The sequence below is a fragment of the Jannaschia sp. R86511 genome (genome assembly GCF_042466345.1).
Lineage (GTDB): Bacteria > Actinomycetota > Actinomycetes > Actinomycetales > JBBAYJ01 > Aquipuribacter.
The window spans coordinates 3,078,330-3,101,102 of sequence record NZ_JAXHCD010000001.1; the positions used below are offsets into that span (position 1 = coordinate 3,078,330).

A 22,773-nucleotide genomic window follows, 5' to 3' on the forward strand; every position below is an offset into this window, starting at 1 on the left:
GAAGGTACTGACATGGACTTCGGAAGCATCCTCGACACGGCCCTGGGAAACATCCTCGGCATCGACACCATCGTGTTCTGCCTGGCTGCCATCGGGCTCAACATGCACTTCGGCTACACCGGCCTGCTCAACTTCGGCCAGGCCGCGTTCGTGGCCATGGGCGCCTACGGCGTCGGCATCACGGTCACATACCTGGACGCGCCGCTGTTCCTGGGCGTGATCGTCGCCCTGACCGCGGCGACCGTGCTGGCCCTGCTGCTCGGCATCCCGACCCTGCGGCTGCGGGCGGACTACCTGGCCATCGCGACGATCGCCACGGCGGAGATCTTCCGCTTCGTGGTTCGCTCGAGCACCTTCGACGAGGTCACGGGCGGGTCCAACGGCATCAACGGCATGGCGCGGGAGTTCTACGCGATCAACCCGTTCCCCTCGGACACCTACGGCTTCGGCCCGTGGACCTACAGCGAGCGGGGCCTGTGGATCCGCCTGGTCGGCGTCGCGCTGATCGCGCTGTCGCTGCTGGTGACCTGGCTGCTGGTCCGCAGCCCCTGGGGCCGGGTCCTCAAGGGCATCCGCGAGGACGAGGACGCCGTCCGCAGCCTGGGCAAGAACATCTTCGCCTACAAGATGCAGGCGCTGGTCCTCGGTGGCCTCATCGGCGCCCTGGCCGGCATCGTGCTCAGCCTGTCGCGCGGCTCGGTGCAGCCGGACAACTACGCCACCCAGCTGACCTTCCTCGCCTACACCGCCCTGCTGCTGGGCGGCGCGGCGCGGGTATGGGGCCCGGTCCTCGGCGCCGTCATCCTCTGGGTGACGCTGTCGCTGACCGACACCGTCCTGCGCGGCGCCGTGGGCGCCGGCTACATCCCGACCTGGCTGATGGACGGCGTGCAGGTCGGTCAGATGCGATTCATCCTGGTGGGGCTGGCGCTCATGCTGCTCATGACCTACCGCCCACAGGGAATTCTCGGCGACCGGAGGGAGCTGGTGCTCGATGCCCGCTGACCAGACGAACACAGGCCCCGGCGACGCGGGCGCACCCGTGGCCCCGGCCGCGGACACCGCCTCGGGCTCGGCCGTGGCGGTCGACCACGAGGTGGGCGCCGGCACGGAGTTCCGCGACCGGGCCACCGCGGCCCTCGCCGACGTGCCGCGGGTCCCGGGCTCGAAGAAGCCGGACCCCATCCTCGTGGCCGACCACGTGGTGCGCCGCTTCGGCGGCCTCACCGCGGTCGACGTCGAGCACGTCGAGATCCAGCGCAACGCCATCACCGCGCTGATCGGCCCCAACGGGGCGGGCAAGACGACGCTGTTCAACCTGCTGACCGGGTTCGACTCGCCCGACGAGGGGGCCTGGACCTTCGACGGCGAGAAGTTCTCCAAGCTGGCCGCCCACAAGGTGGCCCGCAAGGGCATGGTCCGCACGTTCCAGCTGACCAAGGCGCTGTCGCGCCTGACGGTCATCGAGAACATGCGGCTGGGCTCGCAGAAGCAGCGCGGCGAGGGCATCTTCGCGGCCCTGTTCAAGCCGCTGTGGGCCGGCGAGGAGCGCGAGATCACTGAGCGCGCCGACGACCTGCTCAAGCGGTTCAAGCTCGACGCCAAGCGCGAGGACTTCGCGGGCTCGCTGTCCGGCGGTCAGCGCAAGCTGCTCGAGATGGCCCGGGCGCTCATGAGCAAGCCGCAGATGGTCATGCTCGACGAGCCGATGGCCGGGGTGAACCCGGCGCTGACGCAGTCCCTGCTGGGGCACGTCAAGGACCTGCGCGAGCAGGGCATGACGGTGCTGTTCGTCGAGCACGACATGGACATGGTCCGCGACATCTCCGACTGGGTCATCGTCATGGCGCAGGGCAAGATCGTCGCCGAGGGCCCGCCGGACTCGGTCATGGCGGACCCCGCGGTCATCGACGCCTACCTCGGCGGGCACCACGACGCGTCGCTGGACGTCGCGCCGCTGGAGGAGGTCGACCCCGGTCACCACTACACGCACGAGGAGCCCACGGGCAGCACGGAGGCCGAGAAGGCATGAGCCAGTCCCCCACCGCCCCCACGGGCGGCTCGACGGTCGTCGGGCGTGACGACCACCTCAAGGGCGCCGAGAACGCGGTCCTGCGGGTCGACGAGCTCGTCGCCGGCTACCTGCCCGGGGTCAACATCCTCAACGGCACCGACCTGTACGCCGCCCCCGGCGAGCTGGTCGGGATCATCGGCCCCAACGGCGCCGGCAAGTCCACGCTGCTGAAGGCCATGTTCGGCCTGGTCAAGGTCCGCGAGGGCAGCATCACGCTGCGCGGTGAGGAGATCACCGGCCTCAAGGCCAACAAGCTCGTCAGCAAGGGCGTCGGCTTCGTCCCGCAGAACAACAACGTGTTCCCCTCCCTGACCATCGAGGAGAACATGCAGATGGGCTGCTACCAGGCGCCCAAGAAGTTCAAGGAGCGCTTCGGCGTCGTCACCGACCTGTTCCCGACCCTGGGTGAGCGCCGCTCGCAGCGGGCGGGCTCGTTGTCCGGTGGTGAGCGGCAGATGGTCGCCATGGGCCGCGCGCTCATGATGGACCCCAGCGTCCTGCTGCTCGACGAGCCGTCGGCCGGCCTGTCGCCGGCCAAGCAGGACGAGGTGTTCCTGCGCACCCGCGAGATCAACGCCACGGGCGTGTCCGTGATCATGGTCGAGCAGAACGCCCGGCGCTGCCTGCAGATCTGCGACCGCGGCTACGTCCTGGACCAGGGCCGCAACGCCTACACCGGCGCCGGCCGGGCCCTGGCCAACGACCCCAAGGTCATCGAGCTCTACCTGGGGACGCTGGGCAAGGTCGACTGACCCCGCTCCGCTCCCCTGACGCCCGGTCCTCCCCTCGGAGGGCCGGGCGTCGTCGTACGGGCGGGCGTGTGGGACGAAACTGCACGCCCGGACACCCCGAGCCCGCACGGAACGTCCCACCCCGCCGGCCGGACCACCCCGATCCTCGCGACCCGTCACCCGCGACCCGTGACCCGCGAGATCGGCGCGATGACGTCGACACGCCGCAGGGGCCCGTCGTTCGGCCGATCTCGCCGCAGGCACGGGGGGCACGGGCGCGGGCCCGGGTTGCCCGCGCGCGGGGCCGCGCGCGGTGGTCCTGCCCGGGGCGGCGTGCCCGGACCGCGCGCGATCACCCCCGTCACGTGACGAGGCCCCCCACCCGTTGCCGGGTGGAGGGCCTCGTCGTCGGAGTCAGGCGCTAGGCCCTACCTCCTGCTGTGTCGCGACTCAGATGGTGCCCGAGAGGCTGTCGACACGGCTGATGTTGTTCTCGGCGTCGTACTCGAAGATGCCGATGGTGGCCTCGGTCGGGTCACCGTTGTCGGACATCTCGATGGGGCCGGAGACACCGTCGTAGTCGATGTCCGTGCCCGCGTCGAGCAGCGCGACGCAGTCGGCGAAGGTGGTGCACTTCTCGCCCTCACGCGTCACGTCCGGGATGGCCGCACCGATCGCGGCACCGCTGTCGTCGCCCGCCGCGATGGCCGCGAGGCCGATCACGATGGCCGCGTCGTAGGACTCCGCCGCGTAGGAGAAGTCGTCCAGCGGGCCGTAGGCGTCGACCAGACGGGTCTGGAACTCCTCGGACGCCTCGGCGCCGGGGAGCGTGCCCTTGTTGCCCTCGAGGGTGCCCGCGGGCAGGTCCTCGCTGTAGCCGGCCAGGTTGCCGTCCACGAAGTAGGTGGGCACCTCGGTGGGGTTGACGCCCTGGGCGACCATCTCGTTGATGATCTGGACCGTCTCGGCGAAGCCGATCAGGACCACGCACTCGGCGCCCGCGTCGGCGACCTGGGTCACCTGGGCGGAGAAGTTGCTGGTGCCCTCCGGGTAGAGGATCGGGTCGGCGACGAGACCGCCACCGCCGGCCTCGAGGGAGGCGGTGAAGTTCTCCGCCAGGCCGGTGCCGTACGGGTCGTCGAGGACGATGGCCCCGACGTCGAGGCAGCCGTCCTGGACGAGCAGGTCACCGAGGACGCGGCCCTGGAGGACGTCGGACGGGGCGGTGCGGAAGTACAGCCCGTTGTCGTCGTAGTCCGTGAAGTCCGGGCTGGTGTTGGCCGGGGAGAAGTGGACGACGCCCGCACCGGTGATCTGGTCGATCACGGTGAAGGACACGCCGGAGGAGGCGGCGCCGATGATGGCGTCCACGCCCTCGCCCAGCAGACGCGTGGTGGTCTGCGTGGCGATGTCGGTGGTGGTGTCGCCGGAGTCGCCGTCGATCTTGACGACGTCGTTGTCCAGCACGCCACCGCCCTCGTTCATCTCCTGCACGGCCAGCTCGACGCCGGCGAACTCGGGCGGCCCGAGGAACGCGAGGCTGCCGGTCTCGGGCAGCAGGGTGCCGATGGTCAGGGTGCCGTCACCCTCGCCACCCGCGGCGGGCGCCTCGGACGACGCGTCGTCCATGGGCTCCTCGGAGGCGGCGGTGTCGGCAGGGGCGGCTTCGGAGGTCGCGGGGTCGCTTTCACCGTCGCCGCAGGCGGCGAGGGCGAGACCGGCGATACCGAGGACGGCGACAGACTGCCATCCACGACTGCGTCGGATCATGGGGTGTGCTCCTTCGGACAAAGGACGGCCGGCACCGGACGATGCGGCTCTGGACGCAACGTAGCCGACCGATCGGTCGGCGTCAGTAGTCCGCACTCACCGGTTACCCAGGCGTTGCAGGTTCGTGACCTGCGACGACGCGTGCCGCCGAAGGGTCGGCACCCTGTCGCGACCGGTGACGCTCAGCGACCGCCCGACTTGCCCGCATTGGCCGCCGCGGCCAGCACGCCCGAGGCGACCTCGCGCATCGACAGCCGGCGGTCCATCGACGTCTTCTGGATCCAGCGGAAGGCCTCGGGCTCGCTCATCCCGTACGTGGACTGCAGCGCGGCCTTGGCGCGCTCGACCAGCTTGCGGGTCTCGAGCCGGTCGGCGAGGTCGGCGACCTCGTCCTCCAGCTGCAGCAGCTCGCTGTGGCGGCTGACCGCGATCTCGAGCGCCGGCAGCAGGTCCGCGGCGGTGAACGGCTTCACGACGTAGGCCATGGCCCCGGCGTCGCGGGCGCGCTCCACCAGCTCGGTCTGGCTGAACGCCGTCAGCAGGACCACGGGCGCGATGCGGGCGGCGGCGATCCGCTCGGCCGCGGTGATGCCGTCCAGCTTGGGCATCTTGATGTCGAGGACGACGACGTCCGGTCGCTGCTCCTCGGCCAGGCGCATGGCGCTCTCGCCGTCGCCGGCCTCGCCGACGACGTCGTAGCCCGCCTCGGTCAGCATCTCGACCAGGTCCAGGCGGATCAGCGCCTCGTCCTCCGCGACCACCACCCGACGGCGGCTGGACGTGCTCGTCGGAGCCGGCGCGGGGTCCCCGACGGCCTCCAGCGGAGGGAGGAAGGGGTCGTTCACGCCGGGCGTGTCGTCGCTGTCAGCCACGGCGGTAGCCTAGCGGCCGTCGGAACGAGCGACGTCCGCGCGAGACGGCACCACCCGCCGGCGTGGTGGAACGGCAGACACGGCGCACTCAAAATGCGCTGCTCGAGAGGGCGTGCGGGTTCGAGTCCCGCCGCCGGCACGGAACGAGCCCCGACCGGCTGACCGGTCGGGGCTCGTCTGTCCGTGCGTGGGCTGCTACCGCGCTCCGGCCCGGCCGGTGGACGGCCGGGGCGGAGCGGGCCGGGTGGGCCCGCTCAGCTGTTGTACGCCGGGGCGGCCGAGGCCACCGCGTCGCCGACCCGGTGCACCCGCATCGCGTTGGTCGAGCCCGGGGTGCCGGGGGGCGAGCCGGCCACGATGACGACCTCGTCGCCCACGGCGCCCAGACCGCTCTCCAGCAGCGACGTGTCCACCTGGCGGACCATGTCGTCCGTGTGCTGGACGGTCGGCACCAGCAGCGCCTCGATCCCCCACGACAGCGCGAGCTGGCGGCGCGCCTCGGCCGACGGCGTGAAGACCAGCAGCGGGATGTTGCTGCGCAGCCGGCTCATCCGCTTGGCCGAGTCGCCGGACTGGCTGAAGCAGCACAGGTACTTGACCCCCAGCTGGGCGCCGACCTCGGCCGCGGCGCGGGTGATGGCGCCGCCCTTGGTCCGGGGGGCCGTGCCGAGCGGGGCGATCCGGTCCAGACCGTGCTCCTCGGTGTTCTTGATGATGTCGGCCATGGTGCGGACCGTGTCGAACGGGTAGGCCCCGACGCTGGTCTCACCGGACAGCATCACGGCGTCGGCGCCGTCGAGGACGGCGTTGGCCACGTCGCTGGCCTCGGCCCGGGTCGGGCGCGGGTTGGTGATCATCGACTCGAGCATCTGGGTGGCGACGATGACCGGCTTGGCCTGCCGGCGGGCGAGCTCGACGGCGCGCTTCTGCACCAGCGGCACCTCGTACAGGGGCAGCTCCACCCCCAGGTCGCCGCGCGCGACCATGATGCCGTCGAAGGCGTCGACGACCTCGCGCAGGTGCTCGACCGCCTGGGGCTTCTCGACCTTGGCGATGAGCGGGCGACGGACACCCACCTCCTCCATGATCGCGCGGACGCCCTCGGCGTCGGCCCCGCGGCGGACGAAGGACAGGGCGACGATGTCGACCCCGAGCGAGAGCCCGAAGCGCAGGTCCTCGACGTCCTTCTCGGTCAGGGCCGGCACGCTGACGGCGACCCCGGGCAGGTTGACGCCCTTGTTGTTGGACACCTTGCCGCCCACGACGACCTCGGTCGTCACGCGCGGGCCGTCGACGGACACCGCGCGCAGGGCGAGGCGGCCGTCGTCGATGAGGATGTCGTCGCCGGGCGACACGTCGCCGGGCAGACCCTGGTAGGTCGTCGAGACCTGGTGGACGTCGCCGGGCACGTCCTCGGTGGTGATGACGAAGGTGGCCCCGACCTCGAGGACGACGGAGCCCTCGGTGAAGCGCCCGATCCGGATCTTGGGGCCCTGCAGGTCGAGCAGGACGGCGACGTTGCGCCCGGTGGCCTCGGCCGCCGCGCGCACGTCGGCGAGGTTGGCCTCGTGGTCGGAGTGGTCGCCGTGGCTGAAGTTCATCCGGGCGACGTCCATGCCCGCCTCCACGAGCCGGCGGATGTTGTCCGCTCCGGCGACGGCGGGACCCAGGGTGCAGACGATCTTGGCTCGGCGCATGGTGTCGAGATTAGTGGTCCGGCTCACGTGCCGACGCCCCCGGGTCCGAGGCTCGGACCAGGGGGCGTGGGCGCGTCCCGGCTGTTCACCGGGCGTTCATGATCAGGCCGGGGCGACGATCCGCTGCCAGACCTCGTCGCCACCCGGCTCGAGGCCCTCGGACTCCGCCTGGGCGAGGATGCCGGTCACCCGGCGGTACTCCCGGGGCACCACCTTGCGCATCCGCGCCCGGAGCACGTCGGGCTCGACCACCAGGTCCTCGGCGACCAGCGAGCCGGTCTCCTCGACGTGGTGGCGCAGCAGCGGCAGCAGCAGCTCGACGTCGGCGTCGTCGACCGCCTCGATGTCCACCAGCTCGCGGTTGACGCGGCCCTCGCGCAGGTCGAGGACGTAGGCCACGCCCCCGGACATGCCGGCCGCGAAGTTGCGCCCGGTCCGGCCGAGCACGACCACGGTGCCGCCGGTCATGTACTCGCAGCCGTGGTCACCCACGCCCTCCACCACGACGGTGGCGCCGGAGTTGCGCACGCAGCAGCGCTCCCCCACCTCGCCCTGGATGAGGATCTCGCCGCTGGTGGCGCCGTAGGCGATGACGTTGCCGCCGATGATGTTGCGCTGGGTGTTGAAGCGCGTGCCCCGGTGCGGGCGCACGACGATCCGCCCGCCCGACAGGCCCTTGCCGACGTAGTCGTTGGCGTCGCCCCACAGCCGCAGCGTGACGCCGCGGGGCAGGAACGCCCCGAGCGACTGCCCCGCCGAGCCGGTCAGCGTGACGTCGATGGTGTCCGGCGGCAGGCCCTGCTCGCCGTGGCGGACGGTCACCTCGTGGCCGAGCATCGTGCCCACGGTCCGGTTGATGTTGCGGACCGGGACGCTGATCCGCACCGGCTCGCCCCGCTCCAGCGCGTCGCCCGACATCTGGATCAGGGTCTGGTCGAGGGCCTTCTCCAGGCCGTGGTCCTGCGCGACGGTGCGGTGCCGGGGCGCGTCGGGCTCGATGCCGGTCGGCGCGTGCAGCACCGGCGACAGGTCGAGCCCGTCGGCCTTCCAGTGCTCGACGGCCTTGCGGGTGTCGAGCAGGTCGACGCGGCCGACGGCCTCCTCGACCGAGCGCAGCCCCAGGGAGGCCAGGTGCTCGCGCACCTCGGTGGCCACGTAGCGGAAGAACGTCTCGACGAACTCGGGCTTGCCGGAGAACTTGGCCCGCAGCTCCGGGTTCATGGTCGCCACGCCCACCGGGCAGGTGTTGAGGTGGCAGACCCGCATCATGACGCAGCCGGACACGATCAGCGGGGCGGTCGAGAAGCCGTACTCCTCGGCGCCGAGCAGCGCCGCCACGACCACGTCGCGGCCGGTCTTCATGGCGCCGTCCACCTGCACGGTGATCCGGTCGCGCAGCCCGTTGAGCATCAGGGTCTGCTGCGTCTCGGCGAGGCCGAGCTCCCAGGGGGCGCCGGCGTGCTTGAGGCTGGTCAGCGGCGAGGCCCCCGTGCCGCCGTCGTGCCCGGAGACCAGCACGACGTCCGCGTGGGCCTTGGACACCCCGGCCGCGACCGTACCGACGCCGATCTCGCTGACGAGCTTGACGTGGATGCGCGCCTGCGGGTTGGCGTTCTTGAGGTCGTGGATCAGCTGGGCGAGGTCCTCGATGGAGTAGATGTCGTGGTGCGGCGGCGGGGAGATCAGACCCACGCCCGGGGTGGAGTGCCGGATCTCCGCGATCAGCGGGTAGACCTTGTGCCCCGGCAGCTGGCCGCCCTCGCCGGGCTTGGCCCCCTGCGCCATCTTGATCTGGATGTCGGTGGCGTGGGTCAGGTACATGCTCGTCACGCCGAACCGGCCCGAGGCGACCTGCTTGACCGAGCTGCGCCGCTCCGGGTCCAGCAGCCGCTCGACCGCCTCGCCCCCCTCACCGGTGTTGGAGCGCCCGCCGACCCGGTTCATGCCGATGGCGACGGTCTCGTGCGCCTCCGGGCTGATGGAGCCGAAGCTCATGGCGCCGGTGGCGAAGCGCGTCATGATCGCCTCGACGCTCTCCACCTCCTCCAGCGGGATCGGGCCGCTGCCGGCCGGCTTGAGCTCGAACAGCCCGCGCAGCGTGCCCAGGCGCTGGGACCGCTCGTCGACCGAGCGGGTGTAGTCCCGGTAGACGTCGTAGCGCTGGGCCCGCGTGGCGTGCTGCAGCCGGAAGACGGTGTCGGGGTCGAACAGGTGGATCTCGCCGTCACGGCGCCACTGGTACTCCCCGCCCTGGGCGAGCAGCCGGGGACCGGTCCGGCCCTCCGGCGGGTAGGCCACGGCGTGCCGGCGGGCGACCTCCTCGGCCACCACGTCGATGCCGATCCCGCCCAGCTGGCTCGTGGTCCCGGTGAAGTACCGGTCCACGAGCTCCTGGCCCAGGCCGAGCGCCTCGAACACCTGCGCCCCGCGGTAGGACGCGACGGTGCTGATGCCCATCTTGGACATGACCTTCAGCACGCCCTTGCCCAGCGCCTTGATCAGGTTGCGGACGGCGTCGCGGGGGTCCAGGTCGCCCAGGGTGCCGCGCCGGACCAGGTCCTCGGCGGACTCCATGGCCAGGTACGGGTTGATGGCGGCCGCGCCGTAGCCCACCAGCAGGGCGCAGTGGTGCACCTCGCGCACGTCGCCGGCCTCGACCAGCAGGCCGACCAGCGTGCGGGTGCGGCGCCGGATCAGGTGGTGGTGCACCGCGGCGGTCAGCAGCAGCGACGGGATCGGCGCCAGCTCGGCCGTGGAGTCGCGGTCGGACAGCACGACGAACTGCGCGCCGTCGGCGATGGCCCGGTCGACCTCCTCGCAGATCTCGTCCAGCCGCGCCTCGAGGCCGGGGCCGCCCTCGGCCACCCGGTACAGGCCGCGCACCACGACGGTCGCCGGGCGGCCGTCCTCGGTCTCGATGTGGACGATCTTGGCCAGCTCGTCGTTGTCGACCACGGGGAACGGCAGCACGACCATGCGCGAGTGCTCGGGCGTCGCGGCCAGGATGTTGAGCTCGGGGCCCATCGAGCCGCGCAGGCTGGTGACCAGCTCCTCGCGGATGGCGTCCAGCGGCGGGTTCGTGACCTGGGCGAAGAGCTGGGTGAAGTAGTCGAACAGCAGCCGGGGCCGGGTCGACAGCACCGCGGGCGGGGTGTCGGTGCCCATCGAGCCGATCGGCTCGGCCGCGTTGCCGGCCATCGGGGCCAGCAGCAGCCGCAGCTCCTCCTCGGTGTAGCCGAAGGTCTGCTGGCGCCGGGTGACCGAGGCCGCGGGGTGCACGACGTGGACCCGCTCGGGCAGCTCGGTCAGGTCGATCCGGTTCTCGGCCAGCCAGGTGGCGTACGGCTGCTCGGCGGCCAGCTGGGCCTTGACCTCGGCGTCGTCGATGATCCGGCCCTGGCCGGTGTCGACCAGCAGCATGCGTCCCGGCTGCAGCCGGCCCTTGCGGACGATGCGGTCGGGCTCGATGTCCAGCACACCGGACTCGCTGGCCATGACGACCAGGCCGTCGGTCGTGGTCCAGTAGCGCGCCGGGCGCAGGCCGTTGCGGTCGAGCACGGCGCCGATGACGGTGCCGTCGGTGAAGGTGACCGAGGCGGGGCCGTCCCAGGGCTCCATGATGTCGGAGTGGTAGTCGTAGAACGCCCGGCGTGAGGCGTCCATCTCGGCGTGGTTCTCCCAGGCCTCCGGGATCATCATCAGCACGGCGTGGGGCAGCGTCCGACCGCCCAGGTGCAGCAGCTCGAGCACCTCGTCGAAGCTGGCCGAGTCCGAGGCGCCCACGGAGTTGATCGGGAACAGCCGCTCGAGGTCGCCGGGGATGACGTCGCTGGCCAGCGTGGACTCCCGGGCCCGCATCCAGTTGCGGTTGCCCCGCACGGTGTTGATCTCGCCGTTGTGCGCGATCAGCCGGAACGGGTGGGCCAGCGGCCACGACGGGAACGTGTTGGTGGAGAACCGGCTGTGGACCAGGGCCAGCTCGGTGGCGAAGCGCCGGTCGGACAGGTCGGGGAAGAACGGCTCCAGCTGGCCGGTGGTCAGCATGCCCTTGTAGACCATGGTCCGGCACGACAGCGACGGGAAGTACACGCCGTGGTCGTTCTCCAGCCGCTTGCGGGCGCAGAACGCGAACCGGTCCAGCGCGACCCCGGTCAGCCCGGCGGCGGGGCCGCCCTCGGTCGGGACCAGGAACACCTGCCGGAAGACGGGCATGAACGCGCGCGCCGTCGGGCCGACCAGGTCCGCCGCGACGGGCACGTCGCGCCAGCCCAGGACGGTCAGGCCCTCCTGCTCGGCGACCGTCTCGACCGCGGCGACGGCCAGGGCCTGCTCGTCGTCGTCGGTGGGCAGGTACGCGGTGCCGACGACGTAGGCGCCGGCGGCGGGCAGCCGGACGCCCTGCTCGGCCGCGACCGCGCGCAGGAACGCGTCCGGCACCTGGGTGAGGATCCCGGCGCCGTCACCTGTGTCGGGCTCGGCGCCGACCGCACCGCGGTGGTCGAGGTTGCGCAGCGCCGTCAGGGCGTGCTCGACGATGTCGTGCCCGGCCGTGCCGCGCAGGGTGGCGACGAACGCCACCCCGCAGGCGTCGTGCTCGGCGGCGGGGTCGTACAACCCCTCGTGGGGCCGCGGCGCGAACCGCTGGAAGGCCGACGTGGTCATGCTCACCGTCCGGTCTGTGCTGAAGGGGCTGCCAGGCTGCTGCCAGGTTCTCGGGGCAGTGTGGTGCCGTCAGGGCGGAGGTTCCAGGGTACGCAGGGCGGGACCCCGGGCGTGCTCCTGCCCGACGCTCGGACTCCCGGTCCGGTGCGGCCGTCGGCGGGTGGCCGCACCGGGCCGGGGCCTCTCAGGCGCGCGGGCGGTCGACGCCCTCGGCCAGCCGCGCCGCGAGCTCGCCCGCCGCGGCCGGTCCGCCCGGGCCGCCGTCGGCCCCGCTCAGCGCGCGGACCAGCGCCGAGCCGACGATGACGCCGTCGGCGAAGGCGGCCACTTCACTGGCCTGCTCGGGGGTGGACACGCCGAGACCGACGCAGACCCGCGTGGCCCCGGCCTCGCGGGTGCGCCGGACCAGGTCGGCGGCCCCGCCGCCGACGGTGGTCCGCTCCCCCGTGACGCCCATGGTGGAGGCCGCGTAGGTGAACCCGGTGCTGGCCCGGGCCGTCATCTCGATCCGCTCGGTCGAGCTGGACGGCGCCACCAGGAACACGCGCTCCAGGTCGTGCGCGTCGCTGGCGGCCAGCCAGTCACCGGCCTCGTCGGGAGTCAGGTCGGGCGTGATGACCCCGGTCCCGCCGGCCTCGGCCAGCCGGGTCGCGAAGCTGTCGACCCCGGTGCGGGCCACCGGGTTCCAGTAGGTCATGACCAGCACGGCGGTGTCGGGGCTGGCCTCGGTCACGGCCCGGACGGCGGTGAAGGTGTCGGCCAGGCGGGTGCCCTGGCGCAGCGCCTGGTCGGCCGCGGCCGCGATCACCGGGCCGTCCATGACGGGGTCGGAGTACGGCACGCCGATCTCGAGCACGTCGCAGCCGGCCCGGGCGATCGCGACCATCGCCTCGATCGAGGTGTCCAGGTCGGGGTAGCCGACGGGCAGGTAGCCGACCAGGGCGGCCCGCCCCTGTCCGACCGCCGCGTCGACCGCAGCGGCCGCCCTCACAGCGCGAACCACTCGGCGGCGGTGGCGACGTCCTTGTCCCCGCGTCCGGACAGGTTGACCAGGACCAGGCCGTCGGGGCCGAGCCGCTTGCCCTCGCGCAGCGCCCCGGCCAGGCCGTGGGCGGTCTCGATCGCGGGGATGATGCCTTCGGTCCGGCACAGCAGACGGAACGCCTCCATGGCCTCCGCGTCGGTGACGGGCTCGTAGCGGGCCCGCCCGGTGGCGTGCAGCCAGGCGTGCTCGGGCCCGACGCCCGGGTAGTCCAGGCCGGCGGAGATGGAGTGGCTCTCGGTGGTCTGGCCGTCGGCGTCCTGCAGCAGGTAGCTGCGGGTGCCGTGCAGCACGCCCGGCGCGCCGCCGGAGATCGAGCTGGCGTGGCGGCCCGTGTCGATGCCGTCGCCGCCGGCCTCCAGGCCGAGCAGCTCGACCTGCGGGTCGTCGAGGAACGCGTGGAAGATGCCGATGGCGTTGCTCCCGCCGCCGACGCAGGCCGCGACCACGTCGGGCAGCCGGCCGTGCTCGGCCAGGACCTGCTCGCGGGCCTCGACGCCGATCACGCGGTGCAGGTCGCGGACCAGGGTGGGGAACGGGTGCGGCCCGGCCACGGTGCCCAGCAGGTAGTGGGTGTCGGCGACGTTGGTCACCCAGTCGCGCATGGCCTCGTTGATGGCGTCCTTGAGGGTGCGCGAGCCCGACGTGACCGGCACGACGGTGGCACCGAGCAGGTTCATCCGGGCGACGTTGAGCGACTGCCGCTCGGTGTCCTTCTCGCCCATGTAGACCACGCACTCCAGGCCCATCAGGGCGGCGGCGGTCGCGGTGGCCACGCCGTGCTGGCCGGCCCCGGTCTCGGCGATGACTCGGGTCTTGCCCATGCGCTTGGTGAGCAGGGCCTGGCCCAGCACGTTGTTGATCTTGTGGCTGCCGGTGTGGTTGAGGTCCTCGCGCTTGAGCAGGACCGTCGCCCCGCCCGCGTGCTCGGCGAAGCGCTTGGCGTTCGTGATCGGGCTGGGCCGGCCGGTGTAGCTGCGCTGCAGCTCGTCGAGCTCGGCGGTGAAGGCCGGGTCGACCCGGGCCGAGGCCCAGCCGGCGTCGAGCTCCTCGAGCGCGGCGACCAGCGCCTCGGGCACGAACCGGCCGCCGAACTCGCCGAAGTAGGGGCCGACGACGTCCTGCAGGCGGGCCGGGGCCGTGGCCTGGGCCAGCTCGGAGGCGACCCCGCCGGCGAGGTCACCCGTCACGGCGGAGGCGTCGTGCGTGGTGGTCACGGGCGGGCCACCCGCAGGCTCGGGTGGGAGCCGGCGGCCACCAGGTCGGCGACGGCGCGGCGGGGGTCGGGCTGACGCACGAGGGTCTCCCCGACGAGGACGGCGTCGGCGCCGGCGCGGGCGTAGTCCATGACGTCGTGGGGACCACGGACGCCGGACTCGGCGATGCGCACGATGCCGTCGGGGATGAGCGGGGACAGCCGGGCGAAGTTGGCCCGGTCGACCTCGAGGGTGCGCAGGTCGCGGGCGTTGACCCCGATGACCTTGGCGCCGGCGTCGACGGCGCGGGCGATCTCCTCGCCGTCGTGCACCTCGACCAGCGGGCACATGCCCAGCGACGTGATCCGCTCGACGAGCGACACCAGGGCCGGCTGGGTGAGGGCCATGACCAGCAGCAGCACCATGTCGGCGCCCGCGGCCCGGGCCTCCCACACCTGGTACGGCGTGACGACGAAGTCCTTGCGGATGACGGGGACGTCGACCGCGGCCGAGACCAGCTTCAGGTCGTCGATCGAGCCGCCGAAGCGCCGGCCCTCGGTGAGGACGCTGATGACGCTCGCCCCGCCCGCCGCGTACTCGCTGGCCAGGGCCGCGGGGTCGGCGATGGGGGCGATGTCGCCCTTGCTCGGGCTGGCCCGCTTGACCTCGGCGATGACCTTGACGCCCTGGTGGGCGGTCAGCGCGCCGAGCGCGTTCCGCGCCGAGGGCATGCGCATGGCGCGTTCCTTGACGATCTCCAGAGGCACGTCGGCCTCACGAATGGCGACGTCTTCTCTGACGCCGTCGAGAATGCTGTGGAGCACGCTCACGTCCGCCTCCCTCACCCTGTGCGGTGCGAGCGATCGTACGCGCGCCGAGGTGCTGGTCCTGACCACGGGTGGCCGGACGGGGAACCCGGCGCCCGCCGACGACGTTGGAGGGGCTGCTCAGCCCGGGGCGAGCAGCTCGAGCCCGGGCAGGTTGCGCAGCACCCAGTAGGCCATCACGACCAGCAGGAACGTCCACACCACCCACGAGGCGAGCGGGGCCCCGCGGGGACGGCCCGTGACCACGTGGTAGGTCCACTGCCCCCAGTACGCCAGCAGCACCGGCAGCAGGACGAAGCCGAGCGGGTTCATCCAGAAACGCGTCGGCCACGTCGCCGTCGGTCAGGTGGTGCAGCATGCGCATGGACCCGCACCCCGGGCAGTACAGCCCGGAGAACAGCAGGAACGGGCACGACGGGTAGTGGCCCGGCTCGTTGGGGTCGACCTGGTTGAGCAGCACCAGCCCGGCCACGGCACCCGCCGCGGTCAGGACCGGTCCCACCAGGGTCCGACCCAGGACGTGCTCCAGCCGGCCCGTCCGCGTGGTGGCGGACGGACCGGCCGGGCGGCCGTGGTCGAGCTCGGTCACGCGGACGACCTCGGGCCGTCGACGGACCGGCTCACGGCCGGGTGCGCTTCGGTCACGGGACGTCCGGTCAGGGCGACGTCGTGGTGGCGGTCTCGGGCAGGGCGAGGACGCCGCCGACGAGCAGCGCGATCACCAGGCCGTTGGCGACGAGGCCGAGGATGAGCGCGATCAGGGCCCACAGGCGCGCCTTGCGGCTGGCCTCCTGGGCGCCGGCCTGGTCGCCGACGGCCCACTTGCTGTTGACCTGGGTGGCGAACACGATGCTGACGATGCCCGGGATCAGGCAGCAGAAGACCGTGGTCAGGATGCCGAAGACGAGGTTGGACGACGGCGGCTGGCTGCCGGCGGGGCCGGCCGGGGCGGACTCGTACGGGGTGGACATGGGCTCTCCTGGGTCGGTCGGGCGGACACTTCGGGCCGAAACCTATCGGCGCACGACGTCCGCCGTCCGCTGCGGCGCCCCGTGTCGGGTCCGCAGGTCAGCGGACGGCGCGCGGCCCACCCGTGAACTCGCGGTTGGGGACGTGCTCGCCGTAGCCGGCGCGGACCAGGACCGGGCCGGACACGGCGGCCAGGACGATGACGACGGAGCCGACGACGATGACCGGCACCCACATGAAGATCATGGCCAGGCAGACCAGGAACGCGCCGACGGAGACGCCGATGGTGGCGGTCCAGGCGGCGACGGACGTGCCGTGGCCGCCGTGCACCTCCTGGGGCTCGGCGCCCGTGCCGGGCCGGGGTCCGGGGGCGGGGGTGGGGTCCTGGGGCATGTGCCCTCCTCGGGTCGCGTGGTGCGGGGGTCGCGTGGTGCGGGGGCCTCGTGGTGCCGGGATCGCGTGGTGGCTGGATCGCTGGGGACGCGTCGGCGGCTCGGGTCCCGATTGTGCCAGGCGGGCGGGGGGACGGTCGCGGGGCGCCACCCCGGACGGCCCATCAGGTGGGGTCGCGGCCCTCGTCCAGCTCGCGCCAGAGGTCCGCGGCGGCCGGGGGCTCCTCGGCGCGAGGGTCGTCGGCGCGGGGGTCGTCGGCGCGGGGGTCCTCGGCGCGGGGGCGGTCGGCCGCGGGCTCGTCCCCGGCGGTCCGTCCGGCGCCGGTGGCCGGTGCGGTCGCGGTGAGCCACGCCGCGGCGCCCGCGCACGCCACCACGACCAGGCAGGCCAGCAGGGCCACCGCGGGGACGGCGGTGGTGGTGCCGCCGTCCGGGTCACCGCCGAACGCGAACCGGGCCGCGGCGACGGCGGCGGCGGCCGCGCCCAGGCCGGCGAGCACGAGCGCCGTCACGCGCCAGGCCCCGCGCAGCAGCAGGGCCACGACCACGACGGCGGCCACCCCTGGGACCAGGGCCGCCACGACCGGGGCCACCTCGCGACCGGGCAGCTGCTGCAGCTCGGCCGTGCCGGCGGCCCCCAGCGGGCCCTCGACCGTGCGCGTCACCCAGGTCAGCCCCACGGTCGACAGCGCCAGCAGCGCCGCCGCCGCGCCGAGGCCCGCGGGCAGCGCGACCGGGAGCCGGCGACGCGCGCGGACGGTCGTCCGGGGCCCCCCGGGCGGGGACGTCGGGCTCATCCGGCGTCGAGCGGACGCAGCCCGGCCGCCCGGCGCTGGGCCGCGAGCACGGCGGCCGCCTTGGTGCGCGACTCCTCGTACTCGCCGTCGGGCGTGGAGTCGGCGACCACCCCGCCCCCGGCCTGCACGTGCAGCCGGCCGTCCACCAGCAGGCCGGTGCGGATGGCGATGGCCAGGTCCAGGTCGCCCGCCAGGTCGAAGTAGCCGACCACCCCGCCGTAGACCCCGCGCCGGGTCGGCTCGAGGGCGTCGATGAGCTCCACCGCGCGCACCTTGGGCGCCCCCGACAGAGTGCCCGCGGGGAACGTCGCGGTCAGCACGTCCACCGGGTCGGCGTCCGGGCGCAGCCGCCCGGTCACCGTCGAGACGATGTGCAGGACGTGGCTGAAGCGCTCGATCTGCATGAACTCGACGACGTCGACGCTGCCGGGCTCGCACACCCGGCCCAGGTCGTTGCGGGCCAGGTCCACGAGCATCAGGTGCTCGGCCCGCTCCTTGGGGTCGGTCAGCAGCTCCTCGGCCCGCTGGGCGTCCACGGCCGGGTCGCCGGAGCGGGGCCGGGTGCCGGCGATCGGGTGGGCGATGACCGTGCCGTCCTCCACCGTCACCAGCGCCTCGGGCGAGGACCCGACCACGTCGAACCGGCGCCCGTCCGGGCCCTCGAGCCGCACCAGGTACATGTACGGGCTGGGGTTGGTCAGCCGCAGCGCCCGGTACAGGTCGAGCGCGTCGGCGTCGGTGTCCACGCTGAGCCGCTGCGACAGCACGACCTGGAAGACCTCGCCGTCGCGGATGGCCTGCTTGCCGTGCTCGACCATGTCGTGGAACTGCTCGCGGGTCCGGGTGGACGCGGTCGGCGGCGCCTCGGCCACCCCGCCGACCAGGACCGAGGAGCCCGCCGGGCGGGCGAGGTCGGCCGTCATGGCGTCCAGCCGCGCGACCGCGTCGGCGTAGGCCTCGTCGACCCGCTCGTCGCTGCCGTCGTGGTTGACGGCGTTGGCCACGAGCCACACCGTGGCGTCCCGGTGGTCGAGCACGGCCAGGTCGGTGGCCAGGCACAGCGCGAGCTCGGGCAGGTGCAGGTCGTCCTCGGCCTGCCAGGGCAGCCGCTCCCAGCGGTGGGTGACGTCCCAGCCGAGCATGCCCACCAGGCCGCTGGTCAGCGGCGGCAGGCCGGGCACGCGGGGGGTGGCCAGCACCCGGAGCGTCTCGCGCAGCAGGTGCAGCGGGTCGCCGCTGGTGGGCACCCCGGCGGGCGGCTCACCGATCCAGCAGCCGTCGTCCGGGCCGCGCCCGGTGCTGCTCAGCACGGCCGCCGAGCGGGCCCCGACGATGGACCAGCGCGCCCAGGAGCCGTCGTGCTCGGCCGACTCCAGCAGGAAGCTGCCGGTGCGGTCGGCGGCCAGGCGGCGGTACAGCCCGACCGGCGTCTCGCCGTCGCCCAGGAAGCGTCGCAGCACGGGGATGACGCGCCGGTCGCGCGCGGCCGCCCGGAACTGCGGCAGCGACGGCCAGGTCGCACCGAGCGGGGCCTCCAGCGGACCGGGGACGAGCGGGTCCTCGCTCACGCCGGCACGCCCGGGTCGAGCAGGACGCGGCCGTCGAAGCAGGTGCGGGTGCCGGTGTGGCACGCCGGGCCGACCTGGTCGACCTCGACGAGCAGGGTGTCGCCGTCGCAGTCGCTGGACACCCGGACCACGTGCTGCACGTGCCCGGAGGTCTCGCCCTTGCGCCAGCGCTGCTGCCGGGACCGGCTGAAGTACGTCCCCCGGCGCGAGGTCAGCGTCTCGGTGAGCGCGTCGGCGTCCATCCAGGCCACCATCAGCACCTCGCGGGTGTCGTGCTGCTGCACGACGGCGGTGATGAGCCCGTCGGCACCGAACCTCACCTGGTCGAGCAGCTCGGTGTCCAGGCCGGTGTCGATGCCGGTGTCGGGGTCGCTGGTGTCGCGGTCGACGGGGTCCCGGTCACTGGGGTCGCGGTCGCTGGTGTCCACGGCGCTCATGCTTCCACGCTGCTGCGCTGGGCCACCCAGCTGGCGTGCAGCGCGGCGTAGGCGCCGCCGGCGGCGACGAGCTCCGCGTGCGGGCCCACCTCCACGACGCGGCCCGCGTCGACGACGACCACCAGGTCCGCGGCCTCGGCCGTGGACAGCCGGTGGGCGATGGCGACGCTGGTGCGGCCGCGCGTCAGCCCGTCCAGGGCCCGGTTGAGGCGGACCTCGGTGGCGGGGTCGACCGCGCTCGTCGCCTCGTCCAGGACCAGCAGGTCCGGGTCGGCGAGGTAGGCGCGGGCGACGGCGACCAGCTGCCGCTCCCCGGCCGACAGCGACTCGCCGCGCTGCCCGACCCGGGTGTCCAGCCCGTGCGGCAGCCCCGACACCCACGGCTGCAGGCCCAGCTCGGTGACGACCAGCTCGACGTCCTCGTCGTGCGCCTCGGGCCGGGCCAGGCGGATGTTGTCCCGCAGCGACACGTCGAACAGGAAGCCCTCCTGCGGGACCAGCACCACCCGGCGCCGCAGCGAGGAGAACGGCACGTCGCGCAGGTCGACGCCGTTGAGCAGCACCCGCCCGCCCGCGGGGTCCTGCAGCCGCGTCAGCAGCTTGGCCAGCGTGGTCTTGCCCGAGCCGGTCTCTCCCACGACGGCCACCCGGGTCTGCGCCGGGATCTCCAGGTCGATGCCGCGCAGCACGAGCGGGCCGTCGGGGTAGGCGTAGGACACGTCCTCGAAGCGGGCCGTGACCGGACCGGTCGGGACGGGCGTGGCCCGGTCGAGCCCGTCGGGGTCGGCGACGTCGGCCTCGGTGTCCAGGACGGCGATGACCCGCCGCCAGCCGGCGATGGCGTTCTGCAGCTCGTTGAGGACCTCGGTGGCGATCTGGACCGGCTGGGTGAACAGCTGCACGAGGAACAGGAAGGCGAGCAGCTCGCCGATGGTCAGCGAACCGGGCGCGCCGAACCACACGCCGACCCCGACCACGGCCGCCACGGCCAGCCCGGAGACCAGCGTCCCGGTGGCGAAGATGCTCGAGGCGAACACCCCGGCCCGGGTGGCGGAGGACCGGTGCTCCTCCACGCCGGCGTCGATGCGCCGCTGGGTGCGGGCCTCGGCCCCGTAGGCGCGGATGGTGTCGGCGCCGACGACCGACTCGCTGATGCCGCCCAGCATCAGGCCGACGTTCTCGCGGACGCGGCCGAAGTACACCGACAGCAGCCGCTGCAGCGGGCGCAGGCTCAGGAACAGCGGCAGGAAAGCGCCCCAGACCAGCAGCGCGAGCCACCAGGAGTAGACCGCCATCAGCACGCTGGCCACGACGATCTGGCCCAGCGAGATGAACAGGATGAGCCCGCCGAACTGCACGAACGTCGAGATGGTGTCGACGTCGCTGGTGACCCGGGACACCAGGGCGCCGCGGCGCTCGGTGTTCTGCGTCAGGGTCGACAGGTCGTGGATGCGCCGGAAGGCCTTGATGCGCAGCGTGGCCAGGCCGGCCTCGGTGGCCTTGAACAGCCGCACGTTGACCGCGTAGGAGCACAGCCCCGTCAGCAGGACCGCGACCGTGGCCCCCACGACCAGCAGGACGATCCGCTGGACGTCCGGCCCGCCCTCGGCGTTGATGCCCGTGTCGACGGTCTGCTGGACGCCGACCGGGACGATGACCCGGCCCAGCGTGGACACCGCGGCCAGCGCCAGCGTGACCCAGATGCCGACAAGGATCTCCGGGGACAGCTGCAGGCCGCGCCGCACGGTGGCCCAGGCCCCGCCGGCGGAGGCGACGGCGATCCGGCCCTGCTCGGGGGCGGGGTCCTCCGGCGGCGTCGTCGGCTCCTCGACCGGTTCGGAGCGGGGGTCCGGCTCGACGGGGCCGCGACCCCGGGCCGGCTCGCTCACGACGTCCCCCCGGCGGCCAGCTGCTCGCGCTCGGCGGCGTCGCGGGCGTAGGCCTCGACCAGGTTGCGGTAGGCCTCGTCGCGGGCCATCAGCTCGGTGTGGCTGCCGGTGTCGGTGACCCGGCCGTGCTCGACGTGGACCACGGTGTCGGCCAGCGAGATCGTGGAGCGGCGGTAGGCCACGACCACGACGGTCACCCCGTCGGTGCCACGCAGCCCGGCCAGGATCTGCTGCTCGACCGTGGGGTCGACGGCGCTGGTCGCGTCGTCCAGCACCAGCACGCTCGGCCGACGGACCAGGGCCCGGGCGATGGCCAGGCGCTGCCGCTGCCCGCCGGACAGGCTGGCGCCGCGCTCCCCCACCCGGGTGTCCAGCCCGTCGGGCAGGGCACGGACGAAGGCCTCGGCGCGGGCCGCGCGCAGCGCCGCCCACACCTCGTCGTCACCCACGGCCAGCGGGCCGTCCTCCAGGCCGAGGGTGATGTTGCCGCGGATGGTGTCGTCGAAGACGAAGGTCGACTGCGGCACGTACGCCACGGTCCCGGCCAGGCCGCCCGCGGCGACGTCGCGCACGTCGGTGCCGTCCAGCAGCACCCGGCCCGCGACCGGGTCGACCAGGCGCACCAGGACGGTGGTCAGGGTGGACTTGCCGGAGCCGGTCGAGCCCACGACCGCCACGGTCGAGCCCCGGGGCACGTGCAGGTCCATGCCGTGCAGCAGCCGCTGCGTGCTGCCGTCGGGGTCCACCACGTCGTGGTCGATCCCGGTGGCCCGCACCTCGCGGCCCTCGCGGGTGCCCGGCAGGTCCGTGGCGCCGAAGGTCATCCGGCCCTGGGCGGCCAGCACGGCGCCGACCCGTCGCCAGCCGACCGTCGAGCGCGGCAGCTCCGCCAGCACCCAGCCGATGGCGCGGACGGGGAAGGCGAGCAGCGTCAGCTGGTAGGCGATCTGGACCACCACCCCGGCGGCGATGGCCCCGTCGGCGACCCGGACCGTGCCGACGGCCAGCACGACCAGGGTCCCGATGGTGGGCAGCGCCTCGATGACGGGCTCGAAGGCCCCCCGGGCCCGGCCCACGGACACGTTGGCCTCGCGCAGCTCGTGGGAGCGGGCGGAGAAGCGGGCGGTCTCCTCGGTCTCGCGGCCCAGGGTCTTGACGACCAGGGCGCCCTCGAACGACTCGTGGGCCACGTCGGACACGTCGGCCCGCAGCTGCTGGGCCCGGCTGACCCGCGGCGACATGGCCCGCTGGTAGAACGCGTTGGCCACGACCAGCATGGGCAGCACCGTGAACGCGACGGCGGCCAGCACGGGGTCGGCGTCGAACATGGTGACGCCGGCCACCACGAGCATCACGGCCACGCCGAAGCTGAACGGCAGCGGCGCGAAGATGGCGAAGGCCGCCTCGACGTCGGCGTTGGCGTTGCTCAGCAGCTGACCCGTCGGGTGGCGCCGGTGCCAGGCCAGGGGCAGGCGCAGGTACTGCCGGCTGACGGCGCGGCGGTAGCGGGCCTGCAGCCGGTACTGGGTGACCGTGGCGTAGCCGCGCCGGATGATGACCCCGACCGCGGTGAGGACGCCGACCAGGGCCATAGCACCCGTGGCGGCCCAGGCGTCGGACGCGGACACCGAGCCCAGCTCGAAGGCGGGGACGAGCACGGCGTCGGTGACCTGGCCCAGCACCCAGCCGCTGCCGGCCAGGGCCGCGCCGAACAGCGCGCTGCCCAGCACGGCCAGGGTGAAGGTCCGTGGTTCGTCGCGGATCCCCCGGGCGATGACGCCGAGCCCCTCGCGGAATGTGGGGGAATCGGGCACCGGCCCAGCGTGCCACGCCTCGTCCCCGGTCGCGGA

General features: G+C 73.5%; 18 protein-coding genes and 1 tRNA gene. 4 read left to right on the forward strand and 15 right to left on the reverse strand.

Going from position 1 to position 22,773, the window contains the following annotated elements:
* Positions 1–12: 12 nt before the first annotated feature.
* From SJY06_RS14465 to SJY06_RS14475, 3 genes are read left to right on the forward strand one after another with little or no spacing between them, the layout of a single operon-like run.
* Positions 13–1,005: a branched-chain amino acid ABC transporter permease gene (locus tag SJY06_RS14465; RefSeq protein ID WP_380168244.1), complete on the forward strand. Its 993-nt coding sequence runs from the start codon at positions 13–15 to the stop codon at positions 1,003–1,005.
* Positions 995–2,032, forward strand: a complete 1,038-nt coding sequence (locus tag SJY06_RS14470; RefSeq protein WP_380168245.1) for an ABC transporter ATP-binding protein — start codon at positions 995–997, stop codon at positions 2,030–2,032. The genes SJY06_RS14465 and SJY06_RS14470 overlap by 11 nt, the downstream gene beginning before the upstream one ends.
* Positions 2,029–2,826 carry an ABC transporter ATP-binding protein gene (locus SJY06_RS14475; RefSeq protein WP_380168246.1) on the forward strand — a complete coding sequence of 266 codons (798 nt, stop codon included), beginning with the start codon at positions 2,029–2,031 and terminating at the stop codon, positions 2,824–2,826. Before SJY06_RS14470 ends, SJY06_RS14475 begins: the two co-directional genes overlap by 4 nt.
* A 429-nt stretch (positions 2,827–3,255) precedes the next feature.
* Here the strand turns inward: SJY06_RS14475 and SJY06_RS14480 are convergent, their stop codons facing one another.
* Together SJY06_RS14480 and SJY06_RS14485 are read right to left on the reverse strand one after the other, a co-directional pair.
* On the reverse strand, positions 3,256–4,434 hold the full coding sequence (locus tag SJY06_RS14480) for an ABC transporter substrate-binding protein (protein WP_380168247.1): 1,179 nt from the start codon (positions 4,432–4,434) through the stop codon (positions 3,256–3,258).
* A gap of 323 nt (positions 4,435–4,757) precedes the next feature.
* A complete protein-coding gene (locus SJY06_RS14485) occupies positions 4,758–5,447 on the reverse strand; it encodes an ANTAR domain-containing response regulator (RefSeq protein WP_380168248.1) in 690 nt (229 codons plus the stop codon).
* Between the two features lie 56 nt (positions 5,448–5,503).
* On the opposite strand from SJY06_RS14485, the gene SJY06_RS14490 reads away from it, so the two are divergent.
* Positions 5,504–5,586, forward strand: a tRNA-Leu gene (locus tag SJY06_RS14490).
* A gap of 115 nt (positions 5,587–5,701) precedes the next feature.
* Here SJY06_RS14490 and pyk read toward each other — a convergent pair.
* From pyk to SJY06_RS14555, 13 genes are all read right to left on the reverse strand, one after another.
* Complete coding sequence (gene pyk, locus SJY06_RS14495; protein WP_380168249.1) at positions 5,702–7,144, reverse strand: pyruvate kinase; 1,443 nt, start codon at positions 7,142–7,144, stop codon at positions 5,702–5,704.
* A gap of 102 nt (positions 7,145–7,246) precedes the next feature.
* Positions 7,247–11,806 (reverse strand): glutamate synthase large subunit, encoded by a 4,560-nt coding sequence (gene gltB / locus SJY06_RS14500; RefSeq protein WP_380168250.1) that lies wholly within the window; start codon positions 11,804–11,806, stop codon positions 7,247–7,249.
* A gap of 184 nt (positions 11,807–11,990) precedes the next feature.
* Entirely contained in the window at positions 11,991–12,797 is an 807-nt protein-coding gene (trpA, locus tag SJY06_RS14505; RefSeq protein WP_380168251.1) for a tryptophan synthase subunit alpha, read from the reverse strand.
* Positions 12,794–13,975 (reverse strand): tryptophan synthase subunit beta, encoded by a 1,182-nt coding sequence (gene trpB, locus SJY06_RS14510; protein ID WP_380169715.1) that lies wholly within the window; start codon positions 13,973–13,975, stop codon positions 12,794–12,796. The genes trpA and trpB overlap by 4 nt, the downstream gene beginning before the upstream one ends.
* Positions 13,976–14,061: 86 nt before the next feature.
* Entirely contained in the window at positions 14,062–14,874 is an 813-nt protein-coding gene (gene trpC, locus SJY06_RS14515; protein WP_380168252.1) for an indole-3-glycerol phosphate synthase TrpC, read from the reverse strand.
* 117 nt (positions 14,875–14,991) lie between these two features.
* Positions 14,992–15,183 (reverse strand): hypothetical protein, encoded by a 192-nt coding sequence (locus SJY06_RS14520; RefSeq protein WP_380169750.1) that lies wholly within the window; start codon positions 15,181–15,183, stop codon positions 14,992–14,994.
* 344 nt (positions 15,184–15,527) lie between these two features.
* Positions 15,528–15,842 carry a CD225/dispanin family protein gene (locus tag SJY06_RS14525; RefSeq protein ID WP_380168253.1) on the reverse strand — a complete coding sequence of 105 codons (315 nt, stop codon included), beginning with the start codon at positions 15,840–15,842 and terminating at the stop codon, positions 15,528–15,530.
* A 97-nt stretch (positions 15,843–15,939) separates the two neighbouring features.
* On the reverse strand, positions 15,940–16,233 hold the full coding sequence (locus SJY06_RS14530; protein ID WP_380168254.1) for an HGxxPAAW family protein: 294 nt from the start codon (positions 16,231–16,233) through the stop codon (positions 15,940–15,942).
* Positions 16,234–16,396: 163 nt separating this feature from the next.
* Positions 16,397–17,029, reverse strand: a complete 633-nt coding sequence (locus SJY06_RS14535; protein ID WP_380168255.1) for a Trp biosynthesis-associated membrane protein — start codon at positions 17,027–17,029, stop codon at positions 16,397–16,399.
* The gene (locus tag SJY06_RS14540; RefSeq protein WP_380168256.1) at positions 17,026–18,597 is read right to left on the reverse strand and encodes an anthranilate synthase component I; all 1,572 of its coding nucleotides are present in this window, start codon (positions 18,595–18,597) and stop codon (positions 17,026–17,028) included. The genes SJY06_RS14535 and SJY06_RS14540 overlap by 4 nt, the downstream gene beginning before the upstream one ends.
* The gene (gene hisI / locus SJY06_RS14545) at positions 18,594–19,034 is read right to left on the reverse strand and encodes a phosphoribosyl-AMP cyclohydrolase (RefSeq protein WP_380168257.1); all 441 of its coding nucleotides are present in this window, start codon (positions 19,032–19,034) and stop codon (positions 18,594–18,596) included. Before hisI ends, SJY06_RS14540 begins: the two co-directional genes overlap by 4 nt.
* Complete coding sequence (locus SJY06_RS14550; protein WP_380168258.1) at positions 19,031–20,923, reverse strand: ABC transporter ATP-binding protein; 1,893 nt, start codon at positions 20,921–20,923, stop codon at positions 19,031–19,033. The genes hisI and SJY06_RS14550 overlap by 4 nt, the downstream gene beginning before the upstream one ends.
* Positions 20,920–22,737, reverse strand: coding sequence for an ABC transporter ATP-binding protein (locus SJY06_RS14555; protein ID WP_380168259.1), 1,818 nt, complete (start codon positions 22,735–22,737; stop codon positions 20,920–20,922). The genes SJY06_RS14550 and SJY06_RS14555 overlap by 4 nt, the downstream gene beginning before the upstream one ends.
* Positions 22,738–22,773 lie beyond the last annotated feature (36 nt).